Here is a 19,469-nt window from a genome sequence, read left to right on the forward strand (position 1 = left end):
GTTAGCTTACCTACTGAAATTAGGTTTAAACCAGAGACAAGGAGAACACACCATGTCACTTGATCCTATCTTGCTAATGGGTGGTTCTGGCGCCATTGGCCATCACACCGCCCGGGCGCTGCGCGCCGCTCATCCCGACGTACCGCTGTTGATCGGTGGTCGCGACCTTGCCAAGGCTCAGCGCGCCGCCGAGCACATGGGCGGGGCGCGGGGCGTGTTGATTGACTCCGCCGCAGATGACCTGGGCCTCGGCGATCGCCCGGTCAGCGGCGTCGTGGTCTTTTATATGGACCACGCCCTTGCCGGATTGCGTTTTGCGCAAAAGCGCGGCGTGCCGCACCTCAGCATTTCCTCCGGCGTTTTCGAGATCGCGCCGGAAATTGCGACGTACATGCACAGGCCTGACGCCTCGCCCATTGTCCTCGGTTACGAATGGCTGGTAGGCGCGACGACAGTGTCGACGCTGAGCATTGCCCAGGCATTCGGCCGGGTTCACGACATCCGTATCAACGCACTGGTCGATGAGCAGGACACGGGCGGCCCGACCGTCGCCAGCGATTTTGAACACCTGAACAAAATGCTGCCTGCCGCGCTGACACGGCGCGACGGTGTCTTCGTCTGGCGCGAAGGGGAGGCGTCCAAGGCAAGCTTCCATGCGGTGGATGGTACGGAAATCGAGGCTTCCGGCTTCTCGTCCATTGATGTCGTCGGCCTGGCGACGGCGACGGGCGCGCCGAATGTCCAGTTCAACCTGGCCACCGCGGTGAGCTCAAGCCGACGCCAAGGCAGGCCGATGTCTACCGAGATCATCATCGAACTCGTTGGCGAGGGCCTCAAGGGCGAGCCGCTGCATACACGTCATGCGGTCATCCACCCGGCAGGCGCTGCACCTTTGACCGGCCTCAGCGTCGCAATGACTCTGGAACGGCTGCTCGGCTTGGACGGCCAGCCACCGACTCCGCCAGGGCTTTATTTCCCTTATCAACTGTTGGACGCCGCCGCGTATCTGGAGCGTCTGCAGGAGGAGGGCGGTGAGTTACGCAGGCTGCAGGCGTAATCAACTAGGCAATCCCGTGTGCTGACCGTTTCCTCGGTGGCTTCTCAAAAAGACACGGGTCTCGAAAGTCAGGCCGCCTGAGGTGACGGCCTGACGGTCTTGACTCAATGGCTATGCCCGGTGTGCCTTCGCTTGGCGTAGCCGCAGGCTGTGAATCCATACGGCGACCAACCGGGCTGGTCAAGATTCTGCTATCAGGGGTAGACCTGCTTCTTGGTATCTCTGTCAAGCACGTAGGAGTTCACCTTAATCTGCATTTGCTCGCTCCCAGAGACACCGATCATCGATGTCGACGCTGACCACGTGGCCAGGTAGCGCTTGCCAGCTTCCAAACGGATGTCCGGGGCACTGAAGCCGCATTTGCCTCCACCGGTACCCAGTTTATTCATCGAGACCCAACACCATTCCAAAGAGTGCGTGCCTGGCGTCAGCCGAATGGCTTGGTAACCGAAGTACTCCAGGATTGAATGCTTACCGGCATAAGGTAAGGATTGGCCATCAACCCGGGTTGCCAGGAGCAGGCGATGGAACGGCACACCGAGGTCCCGATACTGCATCGTCTCGAAGTAGATAACCGGGGCATCGGCCACTCCGTCGGACAAGTCCAGGACCCGAAGGGTCGGATCCTCTAAATTGCCGGCAAAAGATCTGTACTGATAGTTAGAGCAAGCGGAGAGCAGCAGTAGGGCCGCAGCAGTTCCCAATAGGCGAAACGTCATCGAATCCTTCCTGGAGGTGACATTAGAGGGCGCGCAGTTTAACTGCATCCGACTGCGGGGAGGTACCCACCGGGCTACAGCTTTCCGGCCCAAACCTCAGGTTTGCGTGCTGTCCAAGGCAAAGCACGCTCTAGCTGACCTGCCAGACGCAACAGCACGTCCTCTCGACCAAAGCCCCCTGAGAACTGCATGCCTATAGGCAGACCACTTTCTGGATCAAACGCCAATGGCATGGACATGGACGGAGATCCAGTCACATTCGCTAACGCGGTGAAGGGGGAGTGGGTGAATACGCGATCCATCCAGCCCCTGCCATCCAGGTGCTGCTGACCCTCGTTATAGGTGCCTATTGCAGGGGGCAGCGCTGGCAACGTCGGACTCAACAGGACGTCATACTTGCAGAAGAAGTGCCCCATGCTGCGGGTCACGAGATTTCTGAAATGCATGGCCTCAAGCAAATCAATGGCAGTAAGTTGACTGCCCATCTGATGCAGCGAAAGAGTGGCGGGCTCAAGAGTGCTGGCGGCAATGGGGCGGCCAGTTCCTGCCGCGATGGCGTTGAGCCAGGCAGCGGTATTGGCTGACCAGAACCGCGCATTCATTTCGACAAAGTTGTCCCAACTCAGACCAATGTCCAAACAGACTTCTTCCACACAATGACCCAGGCCTTGGAGCTGGAGAGCAACATCGCGGGTCGCTTCTGCGACCGGTGCGACGGAGCGAGTGGCGTTCAATGGATGCAGGAGAAGGCCAATCCGTAGTGATCCGGGCTCGCGAGTCGTTTCCGCTAAATAGGAACGCTGTGGCTTGGCAATCTCAAAAGGATCACCGACGGCTACCCCCTCGATTGCATCCAGCAAAGCGGCACTGTCGCGCACGGTTCGACTGATCACACCATGCACTGCAAGCCCAGCCCAAACCTCGTCCACCGCCGGTCCCATTGAAACTCTGCCCCGACTGGACTTAAGCCCAAATAATCCGGTAGAGGCCGAAGGGACGCGGATAGAACCACCGCCATCGGTGGCATGCGCCGCAGGTACCAGGCCAGCGGCCACCGCAGCGGCCGAGCCACCACTTGATCCGCCAGCGCTGCGGCTTAGATCCCATGGGTTGCGTGTCGGCCCCGAAAATACCGACTCAGTGGTTGTACTGGCAGCCAACTCGGGCGTGGTGGTTCTGCCAATGGTAACCAAACCTGCCTGCCGCAAGCGGGTCATCAGGTTCGAGTCCTCCTCGGCGATGCACCCGGCAGCCAAGCGACTGCCCAGTTCATTCAAGTGCCCTTTGGCGGTAAGACCCAAGTCCTTGACCAGAAAGGGTACGCCCATGAACGGCCCGGTAGCTGCCTGAGGTTCATTCTCCCAAACCTCAACCACCGCATTGATCTTTGGATTGAGCTGCTCAATAGCGGACAGTGCCGCAGAATTGACTTCGGCTTGGGTGACTTGACCGCTGGCGATCAGCTCAGCGAGACCCAGTGCATCGTATTCGGCGTATTCAGCGGTTCTCATCGCGTTCTCCGAGCCATTTACCTGGCAAAGCGGTATGATTACTTGTCGGTATCGTACGATACCTATTGGTATAGTAAGATACCGTTTAGTATCGATGTCAAGCGGAGAGCACCATGCGGCCCGAACGAATTCCACAGTTAGCCCCCCGAGAAAGGATTCTCGATGCAGCCGAAGAGCTATTTTTCAATGAAGGCATCAGTCGAGTGACGGTGGACGCCATCGCGGCAAAGGCCAAGTCAACCAAGATGACCGTCTACCGGCATTTCGATTCGAAAGACGCTCTGGTGCTTGAGTGGCTGCGGCTGCTCGTCGATAAATATTCCGAGGTTTTTGAAGCGCTTTCGACACAGTACGTCGGCGATCCCAAGGCGCAGATTCTCGGGTTTGCCACGTTCATCGCGCACGATCTTTCGGTGGCGTCTTATAGGGGCTGTCCGTTTACCAATTCACTGGCGGAAATACCTGAGCCAGAAAGTCCTGCCCGCCGCCTCATCGAAGAACATAAGAAACGTCAGTTCCTCCGGCTGGTGGATCTCTGTGTCAAGGCTGATTTGCCCGAGCCGAACGAAGCGGCGATGGAACTCATTTACCTGATGGAGGGGGCTCAGGTCGTTTCGCAGAACAAAAGCATCGAGGGCGTCGGTGAGAACCTGATGAAGATGGTTCGAAAAAAGATCGCCGGTTAGGTGAAGGGCAATTGGCTGGCCCCATTTCGTGGTTCGGACGGCTTCGCCGTTCATCCGATGCGGGTTACGTCAGCTCTATTTCTTGATACTGTAACATTCAAGTATCTAGAAAGTAGGTAGCATGCAATTAGTCCATATGGTTTTAGGCCCTTTGGGGGCAGGGAAATCGACGTTCTCCAGGCAGCTAAGTCGACGCGGAGCCCAACTGCGGCGTGAGCGGGTCATGCGAAGGAATATCGATAAAGGCGAGAACTACGCTTCTGAGGTAACGGGGCCCATGTTTGATTTTATGGAGTCCCGATTTGAACATCCTTCTCCACAAGAATTGGAGCAATGTTGCAATGTCTGACAACGAATCTACTGCACCTGCCGCGAACGGCTCGACGCTTGACCGCTGTATTCGCTTCTCCCGGGCATACACCTCCGCAGCGCGGCGGGTTGATGCCAAGCTCTCTGCCGTCCATGGCCTGAGCTTCGGTGACTTCATGATCCTGTACCACTTGAAACATGCGCACAATGCTCGGCTGCGGCGAGCGGACCTGGCTGACAGCATGGGGCTGACAGCATCGGCGGTCACCAAATCCCTGCTGCCGCTTGAAAAAATAGGGTTGGTGTCTCGCCAAAGTGACCCACGGGATGCGCGGGTAGGTTACGCCTGCCTCACGCCAGCAGGCGATCAGGTTTTTGCCGACGCGAAGGTCTCGGCGGAGTTCGCTTGCCAAGAGGCTTATGAGGCGATGGTGGAGGAGTGGAGCAAACCTGGTCAGGGATCGAACAGCTAACGCTCAATCAGCTCGCGTGCGTGCTTGGCAATGGCCAGGCATGACGTAAGGCCGGGGGACTCTATGCCGAACAAATTGATCAGCCCCGGGACGCCATGCTCGCGCTGACTGCTGATCATAAAATCGCGGGCAGGCGCGCCAGGCGCCGAGATCTTCGGACGAATCCCGCTGTAGTCCGGTTGCAGGCTACCGTCCGGCAAGTCGGGCCAGTAGCTGCGAATGGCTGAGTAGAACCCGTCTGCGCGAGCCGGATTGACTTGGTAATCCTCGGTTTCGACCCATTCGGTGTCAGGACCAAAGCGAGCCTGTCCACCTAGATCGATGGTCATGTGCACCCCGAGACCGTCGGCTTCGGGCGCCGGGTAGATCAGATGCGTGAAGGGCACACGTCCGGATACGCTGAAGTAACTGCCTTTGCACAAATAGTCACGCGGCACCGCGTCCGACGACAATCCATCTATGCACCGGGCCACCGCAGGGGCATGAAGGCCCGCTGCATTGATTAGCCGGCGGCATGAAAGCTCCATGGGGGATTCTCCTCCGACGTTAAGGAGAAATCCGTCGGCTGTCACCCTTGCACGGAGCAGTGGGGCATGGAGCGCGATGCTGGTGCCGGCCGCCTCGGCGTTCCCTTGCAACGCCAACATCAGCCCATGGGAGTCGACGATACCGGTCGAAGGTGAATGCAACGCAGCGATACACTCAAGCGCAGGTTCCAGCGCCGTGGCCTGATTACGATCAAGCAGACGCAGGTCATCCACACCGTTTTCATGCCCTCGCTTGAGCAATAACTGAAGCTGAGCTACTTGCGCCTCAGTGTTGGCGACGATCAGCTTTCCGGTTTTACGCGTCCTGACCCCGTGGCTATCGCAATATGCATAGAGAGCATGTCTGCCCTCGACGCTCAGTCGGGCTTTCAAGCTCCCGGGAGGATAATAGATCCCCGCGTGGATGACCTCCGAGTTACGCGAGCTTGTGCCAATACCGATTGCTGCTCCAGCTTCAATCACCAGTACTTCGTGACCTGCCAAGGCCATTTCGCGTGCGACGGCAAGACCGACGACACCCGCACCCACGACTACGCAATCGATATCGACACTCACCGTCACGACTCCTTTCAATCGTTAGATACCACTCACGCTTATTCCTGACGCAACAGCACCCTGGTCACCCGACGCTCTTCAACCTCCATCACGGTCATGCTCCACCCTTGGCAACTGAGCGTGTCGCCAATGATCGGCAAACGATCCAGCAGGCTCATCACCAACCCGGCAAGCGTCTGGTAATTCTCTGTCGCTTTCGCCTGGAAGCCAATGTGCTCGCGGACCTGACTGAGGTTCAGGGCACCGCTGACGAGGAAACCTCCATCCTGAGCGATAATATTCGGGCCTTCGATTTCACTGGCATCCGGCAGTTCACCGGCAATGGATTCCAGGATGTCAGTCATGGTGAGGAGGCCGACGAAGTCACCGAACTCGTTCACCACGAACGCGATGTGGGTCGACTCCTTACGCATTTGCTCCAGTGCATTGAGTATCGTGAAGCTGTCGAGCAGGTTGATGGCTTTGCGCGCCATGACTTCCAGATTCGGCTGATTGCCCGCCAGTATTTCCTTGAGCAGTTCTTTCTTATGGACAAAGCCTAGCGGCTCATCCACGCGTCCTTCCCGAATCAACGGCAAGCGTGAGTAGGATGAGTGCATCAGCGCCGTACGGATTTCTTCCGTTGTATTGGCCAAGTCGAGGTGGTCAATTTGCGCACGAGGCGTCATCACGCTGCGTATCGGGCGCTCGGCCAATTGCAGCACGCCACTGATCATAACCCGTTCGCGCCGATGGAAAACCTGCTCCGGTTCGTCGCCTTCCAGCATGTCGGCGATTTCCTCGCCGACTTCATCGGCCCCCAGCTTTTGGCCGCCCAGCAGGCGCAACACCGCATGGGCGGTACGCTCACGCATCGGCCGTAGACCTTGCAGGCTTTTCTTGCGACGGGAGCGCGCCAGTTGGTTGAACAGTTCAATCAGGATCGAGAAACCAATCGCGGCGTACAAGTAGCCTTTTGGAATGTGGAAACCCAGGCCTTCAGCCGTGAGGCTGAAGCCGATCATCATCAGGAAGCCCAGGCACAGCATGATCACGGTAGGGTGGCCGTTGACGAATTTTGTCAGCGGCTTGCTCGCAATCATCATCAAACCGATGGAGAACATCACCGCGATCATCATGACCGACAGGTGCTCCACCATACCCACGGCCGTGATCACCGCATCCAGGGAAAAGACCGCGTCCAGTACCACAATCTGCGCAACGATCGGCCAGAACATCGCATAGGCGGCATTGCCGGAACGCTGCGCCACGTGGCCCTCGAGTCGCTCATGCAACTCCATGGTTGCCTTGAACAACAGGAACACACCACCGAACAGCATGATCAAGTCCCGGCCCGAGAATGTCTTGTCGAAGACCTCGAAGAGCGGGTTGGTCAACGTCACCATCCAGGAGATGCTGGCGAGGAGGCCAAGGCGCATCAGCAATGCCAGGGACAGGCCGATGATACGGGCACGGTCGCGCTGTTCGGGCGGAAGTTTGTCGGCCAGGATGGCGATGAATACAAGGTTATCGATGCCGAGCACCAGCTCCAGCACGATCAAGGTCAGCAGGCCCAACCAGGCCGTGGGGTCAACGATCCATTCCATGGCTTATTCGTTCCCTCGGACGATCAATGCGAGGGAAGGGGGCTGCAACACGCGTATGCAGACCGCAGGGGCGCAAGAGAGAAAACGGTTCTTGGAAAGGCGACTGGGAGGTTCCTGGAGGGTGTTCATACAGACCTGGAAATAGTTGGGGAAGAAATCCTACAACGGTTTCCAATACTTCATACGAGGCGATTTATTACAGGATCTGACAGGGGGGATGAGAACGCTGCGTCGACATGTCCCCTTGGAGACATAGGCAGCTTGCACGGTGCATTCGAAGATGACGGTCGGGGAGTTTGCCCTGAACGAGATATCGGAGGATCACCGCGTGGACAGAACGACAACAAAAGCGCCGACGGCGGCGACGGCGGCAGTTAACCCATCAGGGATCAGTTACCAAACCGTAGAAAACGGTTACTTTGAACAACGTCGCCTGCAGCGTCACGCAGGGTTCTTCACTCTGCTTATCCTTGGCGTCGGTGCGGTGGTGGCGGGTCAGTATTCCGGTTGGAACCTTGGCTTGGCCCAAGGCTTCGGTGGCATGTTTCTGGCCTTGTTGATCATTGCCGTCATGTATCTGTTTCTTTGCTCGTCGATCGGTGAAATGGCGGCTGCGCTGCCGCATACCGGCGGCGCCTATTCTTTTGCGCGTACGACAATGGGCCCATGGGGAGGATTCAGTACAGGCCTTGCGGAGAACATCGAATTCATCCTGGCCCCTGCGGGGAACATGTTTTTCATGGGGGCCTACCTGACTGCAATTTTCGGTACTGGCCCCGAATGGCAACCTGTCTGGTGGGTCGTCGGTTATGCCTGCATGCTGCTGCTTTCGAATCGGGGTCTAGGGGTTTCGATGCGCGCGGTCGTGCTCATTACCATCGCGGCGGTGTCGGTGTTGGTGGTGTTCTTTATTGCGGCTTACCCGCATATGGATTTCACCGGTAATGCCCTGAACCTTGCAGCTGACGCCGCAGGCAAACCAGTTGAAGTGCAGGGCGGTAACGGGCCGTGGCTGCCGTTCGGACTGACCGGCGTCATGCTGGCATTGCCGTTTGCCGTCTACATGTTTCTGGCCATTGAACAATTGCCGTTGACTGCCGAGGAATCGCATAACCCGACCCGGCATTTGCCGCTGGCATTGGTTTGGGGCACCGTGATTCTTGCGGTACTGGCATCGGGTGTGTTGTTTTTCAGTGCATCGATCGGCGGCGGCAGCTTCTTCATGAGTACGTCCTCGGAGCCGCTACTCGATGGCTTCCGGGAGATTTTCGGGCACACCGCAAGCAAGCTGTTGTCAGCAGTGGCCGTGCTGGGTCTGGCGGCGTCGTTCCTGGCGGGCAGCTTTGCCGCAGGACGCAATATCTATTCGCTGTCGCGTGCCGGTTACTTGCCAACCGGGCTATCGGTTACGCACCCGACCCGCAATACGCCGAATATTGCACTGGCCACCGGGGCGCTGGCTGCCCTGGGTATCCTGATGCTCTGCTGGTTTACTTTCGGCAAGGATAACAACGCACTGATGGGTGGAATTCTGGTGAGCATGATTGTGTTCGCCGGAATGATTTCCTACATCTTGCAAAGCCTCGCTTACATTCGCTTGAAGCGCTCCTTCGCTAATTTGCATCGGCCTTATCGCAGTCCTTACGGAATATTCGGAGCAGTCGCGGTGATCATCATTGCAGTCGCGACACTGATTTATCAGTTTCTCGATCCTCTCTATAAATGGGCGGCCCTCGCAGCTGCTTGCTGGTACCTGATCGGGATTGCCTATTTCGCTTTCTATCGTCGTCATCGCCTGGTGTTGTCACCTGAAGAAGCATTCGCCGTAAGTGGCGGTCGTGAAGGAAATCCGCAAAATGACTAATGTTGAACGATCCAAAGGCAAGGGCCGTCTGGCCGGAAAAGTGGCCATTATCACCGGCGGCGCCGGTGGATGCGGCGCTGCCGCAAGCCGGTTGTTCGCGGTTGAAGGGGCCAAGGTAATCATTATCGACTTGAATGAGGATGCCGCCGTCAACTTGGCGTCGCAAATCATTGCCGATGGTGGCCAAGCACTGGGGCTAGGCGCCGATGTCTCGCAAGCCGTTCAGGTTCGTGAAGCTATCGCCCGAGGGCTGGCAGAATTTGGCCCGGCGGACGTGCTTTTCAACCACGCCGGCACCTTGATCGTGAAACCTTTTCTGGACGTGCAGGAGCATGAGTGGGACTGGCTTATGGCCGTGAACGTCAAGAGCATGTACCTGGTCACTCAGGCGGTGCTTCCACAAATGCTCGCCAAAGGCTCGGGCAGTATCGTGTGCACTTCGTCGATCTCCGCGCAGTATGCGACCCCAGGCGAGGTCGTATACAACGCCAGCAAGGGCGCATGCCAGATGTTCGCGCGAGCCATTGCCGTCGAGTTTCGTGATCGTGGTATCCGCTGCAACGCAGTCGCCCCGGGTTTTATCCGTACCCCTCACGGCGAGCGGGAACTGCGCGATCTGCAACTGATGGGAGTGGATGCCAGTGAAGCGGCAATCAAGTTGCAGCAAGGGCGGCTTTGCGAGCCGGAGGAGGTCGCACGTGCCGCGTTGTTTTTAGCCAGCGACGATGCCTCATTTGTCAGTGGAGCGCAGCTGTTTGTGGACAATGGTTTTTCAGCGGTTTAAACCAATCGTGGCAAGAAATATGCTTGCTCTTTATCGCTGGGTTAAGGGTGCGCTCGCTGGTTGGGCGCACTGGATAAAGACAAGGGGATGGCATGGCAATTTCAGTTCCGGATGGCAGATGTGGCATGGATGCCGCACCCGTCCTTGACGCATGGCACTGCGCGACGCCCGGTTTGGTCGCATTGCTGCAGTGTGATGGCTTTGCCCGACAGTTGGATGAGGCTTTGTGGGCCGTTGTGAATTTCGACCAGAGCTGCGTGCTGTTTTACCCAACGGATGGCTCACCGGTGTTACTGCACAACAATCTGCAAGGTATTTGCGAACCGGGGGCGATGCACAGCTATCTTAACGGTACGTATTTGCTGGACCCGGTTTATACCGCCTGCGCTCACGGTCAGGCGACCGGACTTTATCGCATGAGCGAATTGGCCCCTGACGCTTTCTTCGAGGGTGATTACTTCAATTCCCCCGATGTGCATCCCTGTATTTCCATGCAGTCGGGCACATTAGCTGAAGAAATTGTATTTATTTCTGCGTTGCCGGGCATCGGCCACCTTGCTTATTCACTGATGCGACAGAACGCTTCTCCAACGTTTTCCGCTTTGCAGTTCGAAGGTTTACAGAGTTGCCGTGCGATGGTCGATGTATTGCTGCAACGCCACTATCAAGGCGTTTGCGCTCATCACGACGACAGTGCATCAGCCTTGAAAGAGCACCTGAATAACGCTTTTTCGCGATTCGCCGCTGATCAACTAACCCCCCGTGAACAATTGATCGTCAGCATGATCCTGCGTGGACACTCCAGCCTTTCGATTTCACTGCACCTTGGTATCGCGGAGGGCACGGTAAAAAACCATCGCAAGCACCTGTATTTCAAGCTCGGCATTTCCAGCCAATCCGAGCTGTTTCATCTGTTCGTGAATTTTGTCCTTAGTCATACCTCAAATGTCCCGTTTGCCGGTGCGGGTAACGCGCTAGTGTTTCAGGAGACTTTTGCCAATTAACGAAGTTCAGTGTCACGACCCCATATCTCTCCCAGTACCACTGGCGAAGGTTACCAAGGCTGTCTACAGTCTCTTCAGTTGCTGCTACACCAGCGACCTCGTCTTTGTTCAGGTTGTCGTGCGAGTGATCGCGCAGGAAGTCAAAACTCGGATGAGTCATTACCGCGTTTTGCGTGCGATTGATCCTCTTGAGAAGCGACGCCATGACGACCCAGCAGAAAGACCCGCTCCCCGAAAATATCCAATCGTCCAGCGAGGCGCTGAAATTGCAGGCGGCACTCGATGCCGAGGCCGTTGCTTTGTCCCGCCATCCCCGATCTGCCTTCTATAACAAAGGTGGGCAAACGGATGGGCAAACCTTGCGTAAAACCCGGAAGTCCATCGGCTTGGCTTTTTCTGGGGGCGGTATCCGCAGCGCAACGTTCTGTCTTGGTGTGCTTCAAGCATTGGCCGGCCAAAAAAGACTGGCCGCGTTCGACTATCTGTCCACCGTTTCGGGGGGCGGTTATATCGGTAGCTGGCTGAGTGCCTGGATTTATCGCAAAGGCTTGGCCAATGTTCAGGAGAGTTTGGCCAAGGCCGACAATGTCAACACCGAAAAGGCCCCAGCGTCCTTGGAACCTGCCGAGATCGTCTGGCTCAGGCGTTACAGCAACTACCTCACGCCCCGGGTCGGTATGTTATCGATGGACACCCTGACCTTGCTCGCCACTTGGTTGCGCAATGTCATGCTCAACCTGATCATCCTCCTTGGTTTCTTCGCATTGTTGTTCACCTTGCCTTATGCACTGCTTCGGGCTTATGACTTCGCAACTCCGTACGCCAATGTCTTCGGCTTCGCGGCGGCCTGGGGTGGATTGTTTTTTACCTTCTGCATCGGCTACAACCTCTGGCACCAGGGATTGCCGATCAATCGTCGACGTAACTGGTTGATCTCCATACCGGGGGTGATACTGACTGTAATTGTCCCGGGAACAGTTTCGTCGGTTTTTGCGGTCATCTGGTGGACCAGTATTAATCCGGGCTGGGATAGCGCCCTGGCTGCCGGGCGCTATTTAGCTGGTTTGCTGCTGGTGTTGTTGCTGACCTGGCTGGTAGCCGAGCTGAGCGAGGGCAAGCATTGGCGACTGCTGTTGCGCGACGCTGCGGTGCTGTGTCTGGCCGGCGGCGTGGGGTTGGTTTCGGGCATATTGGTACTGGCCGGCGCCAGTATCTTGTTGGTGTTGGGAGAACCAACGACTGTCGGGCACAAAATCGTTTTGCTGTGTTTGGGCGTTCCGATTTTTCTTGCTGCCCTAGGCGTCACCACTTCCATTTATACCGGCATGGTTGGTCGCGCCTTCTTCGAGCGCAGCCGTGAGTGGTGGAGCCGTCTCAATGCGTGGCTAATGATGATCGCCTTTGGCTGGGCGATTTGGTGCCTGCTGACGTTTTTTTCGTTACCGCTACTGGAATGGCTGCAGAGCCGCATGGGTGACTGGATCAGCCTGCTGGGCACAGGCTGGATCGGTACCTTATTGGTGTCGATATTCTTACGCCGGCCGCAGTCGGCCTCGATGAAGAAACAGCTGAGGGTCGAGCGTCTCCTAAACATCGCCTCGACGACGTTTGTCGTGGGGCTGGTTTTTTTTGCAGCAGCGGCTACTCAGAAAGTCTTGTTTGCAACTGTCGCTACGTCGAGCCAAGCGCCGGCCGAAGCACAGAAACTTCCGGGCATCTGGACGTTGTTCCAAAACAATGTGCCCGCAATTGAGCTGTTGACAGGGAACAATCCGACAACAGCTGGCATACCCATCTTCGTACTGAGCATTGGCATCTTGCTCTTCGTGACGCTTTTGTTCGCCTGGCGGGTCGATATCAACAAGTTCTCCTTGCACAACATGTACAAAAACCGTCTGGTCAGGTGCTATCTGGGAGCGAGTAACCAGAATCTGCGTAATGAACAGCCTTTCGTTGGTCTAGATGATGACGATGATCTCTCCTTGCATATACTGAGCAGGGGCGCCAACGGCAAGAAGATCGCGCCTCAACTTCCCTTGCATATCATCAACACCACCTTGAACATCACCCAGGGCGCGGACCTAGCCTGGCAGGAACGCAAAGCAGCTTCCTTCGTCTTCACACCCTTGTTTTGCGGCTATTCGTTGGAGCGGACCCAGGGCGACACCACCTCACTGCACCGCGATGACGCAGCAGATCCGGCCTACCGCCCCACCGAAGCCTATGCCGCAAGGGATCAGGAAGAGAAAGGTTTCACCTTGGGCATGGCTCTGGCCACGTCAGGCGCGGCCGTCAGCCCGAACATGGGCCGTGCCAGTCTGCCGATGCTGGCATTCGTCCTGACCCTGTTCAACATCCGTCTGGGACGCTGGAGCCCCAATCCGGCGCAGTCGCGCTGGTACTCACCAAGCCCGCGGTTGGGGCTGCTCGCCCTATTGTATGAGCTGCTCGGCATGAGCGATGAGCGCAGCCGTTACGTTTATCTTTCCGATGGCGGCCATTTCGACAATCTGGGCCTTTACGAACTGGTGCGTCGTCGCTGCTCCGTTATCTTTGCTGTCGATGCTAGCGCTGATGAGCAGCGTGAGATGACAGACCTGGCCGACACCATCCGCAAATGTCGCGTCGATCTGGGCGTGGATATCAGCTTCAGTCAGCTTAACGACTTTCGCGGGGATGCCAAAACCTTATGCACCCAAGGGTTCATCACCGGCACTATTCACTACGATGCGCAGACAAATGGCACCTTGGTGCTGATCAAACCCAGTCTGGCCGCGCTGCGCGATGAACCGGCGGATGTGCTGAACTACGCCATCCAGAACTCGACTTTTCCGCATCAGACAACGGTCGATCAGTTTTTTGACGAGAGTCAGTTTGAAAGCTTCCGGCGCTTGGGCAAGCTGATTGGCGATCGCTGCCTGGCCGATCCCAATGTACAGCGACTCTTACCAATCCGCCGGCCCGCCAGGTTTCCGATTCACAGGCGACAGGGAGAGGAGGGGCGAGGGCACTTCACCGACTTTATCGGCTGGTTGCGCAACATCCCAGCAAGTCAACGTCCAGGACGCAATGGTTCGCTGGTCGATCTGTTCCTAGAAATGTACTTGGCCACAACGCTTGTCGGAATGATACTGGTGCTATTGGACCTGACGCTGTTCAGCACCTCCAATCAATTCTGCTGGACGTTGGCAAGTTGCGTGAACATTACCAAGCAACAGCTGAGCAACGTGACACCCTCCGGGCCATGGGGATCTTTAGCGGTCTGGCGCATCGTGTTGGATAATTTCTTCGTGTTGCTATACGCAATTACCTTGCTGCTAGGCTACAAAGTCGGGTGCGCGAAACGTTGGTGGATCTGGGTGTTGATTGTTGTCCCGCTAGTCACCGGATTGAGCGACTACGCTGAAAACTTCACGTTGTTGTCGCTGCTCGGTGGCCATAGCATCACGGACATGAGCGATGTGCTGGGGCTGTTTACGCTGGTGAAGTTTTGGGGATTTGCGCTCAGTGTTGCTGTACTGGCAGGGCTGGCACCGAGTATCAAGCGTGCTTTTGCCGCACGCTGGGATTTGTCGAATACGGAGGACCAAACAAATAATCTTGTGAATATTGCTCGAGAGTGAGGAGGGCGCCGCAGCGCATCCGCAGCGTTATTGCGGGGACTGATCGGGTTCTGGATGCGCACTTATTGAGTGCAGGGCCTGCGGTGAGACCGCCTTGTCATGCTCTGGCCTTGATCCTCAAATAATGGTGAAGCCATTCCACCAAATCGTCGAAGTCCTTAAGATCGAGTTCAATCGCATGTCGCTTGCCATAGCGGTGAGCATCCCTTGTGAAATGGGTAGTCGTCACCAGAATTGCTTTGTTCGCTCCTTGATCAATCTTGGTCGCGTGCAGGTGCTTCACGACGTCGAGCCGAATCGGATTTTTCGGATCAGGTCGCTTGCATTCGATTAGGAACCGCTGGCTGATAAAGTCCCGGCTCGTCACCGCGATCAGATCAAATCCACCATCACGGGTTTGTTTGGTCAGCTCGACCTCGTATCCAAATCCTTTGAAGAGCTCTGCCACAAACTCTTCAAAGAGCCGCCGATCCATCGTCTTTAGATGGTGAGGATGGTTAGCAAAATACTCGACCGCCTGTAGGGTTACTCTGGATGCGATCGACATGAACGTGACTGATGCTTCTGCGTCATCAGCATCTTGAACTTCGAATGTCACGTCGAGTAACTGTGCTTCTATACACTCGGTTTTATGAGGGCGTGACACAGAAACCCGGAAATGTGGTCTGTTAGGCCCGGTCGCTCCGACGAAAAACACGGGGGTGCCGCAAGTCGGACAGCAGAGGCTCATGCGCCCTGGCGGAGCCATGATGAGAGCCTCCGCCGCGCTGATGAGCGTACCGTCCTTGGTCTTGGCGAGATGCATCGAGTGCCGTCCTTGAAAAATTATTGGCATCGCAATTGGTTTTTCACGCGATGCTTAGTCGCGGCTGGGTAGAAACGATTATTTTGCCACCGGACGGTCATAGCGTTCAAATGTGCGTCAGCGTGCCTACACAGAGACGTAGACGTCCTTATAAATATCCGGATAAACGATTGGTGATGGCTCAGAGATTGACGCTCAGAAACCAGCTCCAAGGCAGTGACTTCTATGAGGCGCATTTTCAAATGATAAGAGGCCTCTATACGTGGGCTGGGCGTTAACTGAGTTAGGCCGTTGCTACACATAATGTATATTATGTTAAACTAGGTGTTTATGGTTGCGTTATGTAATCGCACGGCAACTCACCCGCCAACCGCGCTGCCGGCTGCTCCCCCAGGCTTTCCGCAATCTCTATGGTCTTTTGGAGTGGGACTTCATCCAGTGCATCTCAAGGTATGAATCCGCGGACAAACCACCGCAAGTTTCAACTCGTCGCAGAGAACAGCGCAAACAACTGACTGCGAAAGTGAATCCCGAGTCGATCAAACGCCCGATTACGGTAGGTTTTCACAGTGCTTTCCTTTATTGCCAAATCAGCCGCGATCCCTGCATGAGTCATTCCTCGAAGTAATCGGCTACAGATATTCAACTCTTGCGTCGTGAGGTCAGGACAACGCTGGAGCAATTGCTGGTGGTGATCGACTGTACCGCTCAATCCGGTAAGCGCCAGATGACCACGCAGTAATTGCAATAACGAAGGGCTGAGCGACTCGCACATCTCCAGCTCACCATCGCTGAAGAACCCCTGATCGCGGTGTCGGTAGAGATTGAACAACACCGGCCGCGCTTGTTCGTCCAGATACAGGCTCGATAGCCTCTCAATCATGCCATTGCGCTGATAGATCGACTCTCGATACGGCATAAAGCGGATATCCTGGGCCAGCAGATGGCCAACTTGGCCAGGGGCGGCAAGTAACGGCTCGAACAAAGGGTCGTGCCGATAGTAGCGCTCGATATAGGCCTGACCGCAACGCAACACCAGACTGGCGTCCGGGTGCCGGGTGCCGAAAGACAGCAATTGCGGCCGCTGGCCATCCATGCGCAGAACTGAAAAATGCTGACAGTTCGCCCATTGGCCAAGGTAGTCCAGCAGCGCAACGGGAAATTCCGGCGTGCCCAAACGACTGGTCAACTCCGCGAAATGACGGACTCCTTGGGGCAAGGTCGAAACCTGCGGGGTACTGAGACGGATCATGGCGACTGCCTGATATTTATTATTGTCAGGTGTTAGGTCTACTGGAAAAAAGCCAGATAGTTAATTTGTTAACTAATAGCATGCCGACAATCATCGTGCCTGTCCACCTCCCGGAGGACAGCTTCGCCCTGCAGGCCCAGTAAGCTGACAAGGACAACAACAAACTGGGATTGCCGATGAACCGTCACCCATCTGAGCGTGCGTCTCCCCTTCCCCCTCGACGTAGCTGGATCCCACGAAGACAAACGCCACGTATGGCCTCTCTCAACCAGCCGAAATACAACGCCCGGACCGATCACCGTAGTTATCTCCAGACGCATCTAACTCGACTGTCCACCTGTCCTCCTCTGGGAGGACTGCAAGCAATACCCATGCTACGTAAGCTTATTCAGGTCAGACAGCCGGCAGGCGGCGCATTCATTGCGTTCGCGGCCAAGTACCTCAGGACCCTATAACAATGACCCAGCCCAGCCTGAATTTACGAGTCACCCAATTCGTGGCGGAAGCCAAAGAGGTGGCCCTGATAGAACTACAAGCCCCCGACGCTCGGGAGCTACCGATCTTCACGCCTGGAGCGCACCTCGAAGTGCGCCTGGAAAACGGTCAAATTCGACATTACTCGCTGCTCAACGATTCCAGCGAGCGCCATCGCTATGTCATTGCGGTCGGCTTGGCTCCGGCCAGTCGCGGCGGATCGCGCTTAATTCACGCGAAAGTACGCCAGGGTGATGTGCTTCAGGTCAGCGCTCCGCGCAACAATTTCCCTTTGGATGCCAACGCCAAGCGTTATTGTTTTGTGGCCGGTGGCATTGGTATTACCCCCATCCTGGCGATGATCCGCTGGTGCATGGCCCAGGGTAAGAACTGGCGACTTTTTTATACTGTACGTAACCGCCAACGGGCTGCGTTCTACGAAACGCTGCTGGCTCTGGACTCGGAACGAGTGCACTTTCACTTCAACGATGAGTGCGCCGGTCAGTTCCTAAATATCGAGTCGCTCGTCAGTTCGCTGCAGGACGACGAACATGTCTACTGCTGTGGCCCTGCCCCCCTGATGCAGGCAGTCAAGGCCGCCACCGCAGACATTCCGGCGCCGCGTATTCACTTTGAGTGGTTCTCGGCCCCCGAACCTGCCAGTGACGCGACTCCGCAAGCACTCGATTGCTTCAGCGTAACGCTGCAACGCAGTGGCCTGGATATTGAGGTAGGCCCAGATCAGAGCATTCTCGAAGCGTTGGAAGCCCATGGCATCGACGTACCGTTCTCCTGTCGCTCCGGTATTTGCGGTACTTGCGAAACCACAATTTGCAGCGGAGTACCCGATCACCGTGATTACGTTCTCTCCGACGCCGAGCAGGCGAGCGGTGAAACCCTGATGATTTGTGTGTCCCGCGCGCGCACCGAGTCGTTGGTGTTGGACCTGTAAACCCTGAATAACAAGGAGCCTATCCATGAGCCTGCCTGTCAATAACATCATTGCCAATTCGCGCAAAGCCATGAGTCCACTTGCTACCCGCGACACCCCGTTCATCTTTAACGAATGGTACGTAGCCGCTTTCGGTAACGAAGTTACACGGGAGTTGCTATCGCGAAAACTGCTCGGCAAGCGCGTAGTGTTGTATCGCAGCGAAGCCGGCAAAGCCATCGCACTTGAAGATCGCTGCGCTCATCGTTCCTATCCGCTTTCACGTGGTCATCTAGAGGGCGATGTCCTGGTTTGCGGCTATCACGGCTTTCGGTATGACACTCAAGGCAACCTGATTAACGTGCCTTCACAGCGTAGCTGCCCTCGGGGTATCGGTGTGCACGAATACCCCCTGCTTGAGCAAGGCTCACTATTGTGGATCTGGATGGGTGATCCAGAACTTGCAGACTCCAGACGCCCTCCTGAATTGGCTTGGACCGAGACACCCGACTGGCAGTGTTCCTCAGGCTATTTCCATCACCCAGGCAATTACGTCAGCATGCATGAAAATCTGATGGACCTGACCCATCTAACCTTCCTGCACGCCGCCACTATTGGCACGCCAGATTATGCCAGCGCCCCGTACGAACTTGATCTCAAAGAGGGACATTACAAATTGATGCGCAATGTAGTGCCCACCACCCTGTCTCCGGTATGGGCCAAAACGACTGGCCTGGACGATTGCAGTACCGCTGCACGCATCGCTACTTCCGAGTTCCTGTCACCCGGGCTGCATCAAGTCAGCGTCACATTCTACGACTCGGCGATAGCGCCGTTAAATCGCAAGGAGTTTCACATCCGCACGGCCCATATTCTGACCCCGGAAACTCACAGCACCATGCATTACTTCATTGTCCACGGTCGTGACTTCGCCCAGGATGACCGGGCGGTTGGTGAGTTCATGCATGAACAACTGTTCGCCGCCTTCAATGAGGATGTTGAGGGCTTGGGCGCGTTGGAGGCTGTACTCGGTGATGTAGATGACCACACCTACGAAATATCTGTTGCCAGTGATGCCCCTGCCGTCGCCATGCGCCGCTACCTTAAAAAACGTGCCGACGACGAAGCCAACGAAGCGCTCAACCGCAACGCATAACCCAGCCTGTTGGCACCGAAACCGAATTGACCTGGTTGCCGGGATGCCGCCGACCCAGTCTGATTCCTCACTAACGATTGCCTGTTCTACACTGGGTGCCATTTGAGGTGGGTCAGTTTTAAATCGGCACGT

Annotated in this window: 15 protein-coding genes; 9 read left to right on the forward strand and 6 right to left on the reverse strand. The window is 56.2% G+C overall.

Annotated features, from left to right (window positions below; all coding sequences use genetic code 11):
• Positions 1-52: 52 nt before the first annotated feature.
• Positions 53-1,057 carry an NAD(P)-dependent oxidoreductase gene (locus AC3A5O_RS19815; RefSeq protein WP_122568606.1) on the forward strand — a complete coding sequence of 335 codons (1,005 nt, stop codon included), beginning with the start codon at positions 53-55 and terminating at the stop codon, positions 1,055-1,057.
• Positions 1,058-1,251: 194 nt separating this feature from the next.
• On the opposite strand, the gene AC3A5O_RS19820 is transcribed toward AC3A5O_RS19815, so the two are convergent.
• The gene (locus AC3A5O_RS19820; protein WP_122568607.1) at positions 1,252-1,776 is read right to left on the reverse strand and encodes a hypothetical protein; all 525 of its coding nucleotides are present in this window, start codon (positions 1,774-1,776) and stop codon (positions 1,252-1,254) included.
• A 74-nt stretch (positions 1,777-1,850) separates the two neighbouring features.
• Entirely contained in the window at positions 1,851-3,287 is a 1,437-nt protein-coding gene (locus tag AC3A5O_RS19825; RefSeq protein WP_487753606.1) for an amidase, read from the reverse strand.
• 113 nt (positions 3,288-3,400) lie between these two features.
• On the opposite strand from AC3A5O_RS19825, the gene AC3A5O_RS19830 reads away from it, so the two are divergent.
• Both AC3A5O_RS19830 and AC3A5O_RS19835 read left to right on the forward strand, forming a co-directional pair.
• Positions 3,401-3,973, forward strand: coding sequence for a TetR/AcrR family transcriptional regulator (locus tag AC3A5O_RS19830; protein ID WP_122568609.1), 573 nt, complete (start codon positions 3,401-3,403; stop codon positions 3,971-3,973).
• 302 nt (positions 3,974-4,275) lie between these two features.
• Entirely contained in the window at positions 4,276-4,755 is a 480-nt protein-coding gene (locus tag AC3A5O_RS19835; RefSeq protein ID WP_305471078.1) for a MarR family winged helix-turn-helix transcriptional regulator, read from the forward strand.
• On the opposite strand, the gene AC3A5O_RS19840 is transcribed toward AC3A5O_RS19835, so the two are convergent.
• A complete protein-coding gene (locus tag AC3A5O_RS19840) occupies positions 4,752-5,858 on the reverse strand; it encodes an NAD(P)/FAD-dependent oxidoreductase (protein WP_487753607.1) in 1,107 nt (368 codons plus the stop codon). The genes AC3A5O_RS19835 and AC3A5O_RS19840 overlap by 4 nt on opposite strands.
• A gap of 38 nt (positions 5,859-5,896) precedes the next feature.
• Positions 5,897-7,444 (reverse strand): TerC family protein, encoded by a 1,548-nt coding sequence (locus AC3A5O_RS19845; RefSeq protein ID WP_487753608.1) that lies wholly within the window; start codon positions 7,442-7,444, stop codon positions 5,897-5,899.
• A gap of 280 nt (positions 7,445-7,724) precedes the next feature.
• Here AC3A5O_RS19845 and AC3A5O_RS19850 point away from each other — a divergent pair, with 280 nt between their 5' ends.
• The 4 genes from AC3A5O_RS19850 to AC3A5O_RS19865 all read left to right on the forward strand — a co-directional run bounded on the left by AC3A5O_RS19850 (position 7,725) and on the right by AC3A5O_RS19865 (position 14,719).
• Positions 7,725-9,308: an amino acid permease gene (locus tag AC3A5O_RS19850; protein WP_487753609.1), complete on the forward strand. Its 1,584-nt coding sequence runs from the start codon at positions 7,725-7,727 to the stop codon at positions 9,306-9,308.
• Entirely contained in the window at positions 9,301-10,092 is a 792-nt protein-coding gene (locus AC3A5O_RS19855; RefSeq protein WP_122564749.1) for an SDR family NAD(P)-dependent oxidoreductase, read from the forward strand. The genes AC3A5O_RS19850 and AC3A5O_RS19855 overlap by 8 nt, the downstream gene beginning before the upstream one ends.
• A gap of 92 nt (positions 10,093-10,184) precedes the next feature.
• Positions 10,185-11,096, forward strand: coding sequence for a helix-turn-helix transcriptional regulator (locus tag AC3A5O_RS19860; RefSeq protein WP_122564750.1), 912 nt, complete (start codon positions 10,185-10,187; stop codon positions 11,094-11,096).
• 203 nt (positions 11,097-11,299) lie between these two features.
• Entirely contained in the window at positions 11,300-14,719 is a 3,420-nt protein-coding gene (locus AC3A5O_RS19865; RefSeq protein WP_305471086.1) for a patatin-like phospholipase family protein, read from the forward strand.
• Between the two features lie 97 nt (positions 14,720-14,816).
• Here the strand turns inward: AC3A5O_RS19865 and AC3A5O_RS19870 are convergent, their stop codons facing one another.
• Together AC3A5O_RS19870 and AC3A5O_RS19875 are read right to left on the reverse strand one after the other, a co-directional pair.
• A complete protein-coding gene (locus tag AC3A5O_RS19870; protein WP_487753610.1) occupies positions 14,817-15,524 on the reverse strand; it encodes a restriction endonuclease in 708 nt (235 codons plus the stop codon).
• Between the two features lie 481 nt (positions 15,525-16,005).
• Complete coding sequence (locus AC3A5O_RS19875; RefSeq protein ID WP_305492385.1) at positions 16,006-16,776, reverse strand: helix-turn-helix transcriptional regulator; 771 nt, start codon at positions 16,774-16,776, stop codon at positions 16,006-16,008.
• A gap of 457 nt (positions 16,777-17,233) precedes the next feature.
• On the opposite strand from AC3A5O_RS19875, the gene AC3A5O_RS19880 reads away from it, so the two are divergent.
• Positions 17,234-18,202 (forward strand): PDR/VanB family oxidoreductase, encoded by a 969-nt coding sequence (locus AC3A5O_RS19880; RefSeq protein WP_122564774.1) that lies wholly within the window; start codon positions 17,234-17,236, stop codon positions 18,200-18,202.
• 25 nt (positions 18,203-18,227) lie between these two features.
• Positions 18,228-19,337: a Rieske 2Fe-2S domain-containing protein gene (locus AC3A5O_RS19885; RefSeq protein WP_487753611.1), complete on the forward strand. Its 1,110-nt coding sequence runs from the start codon at positions 18,228-18,230 to the stop codon at positions 19,335-19,337.
• The last annotated feature ends 132 nt before the right edge of the window (positions 19,338-19,469 follow it).

Source organism: Pseudomonas sp. Soil_N_39, assembly GCF_057655955.1.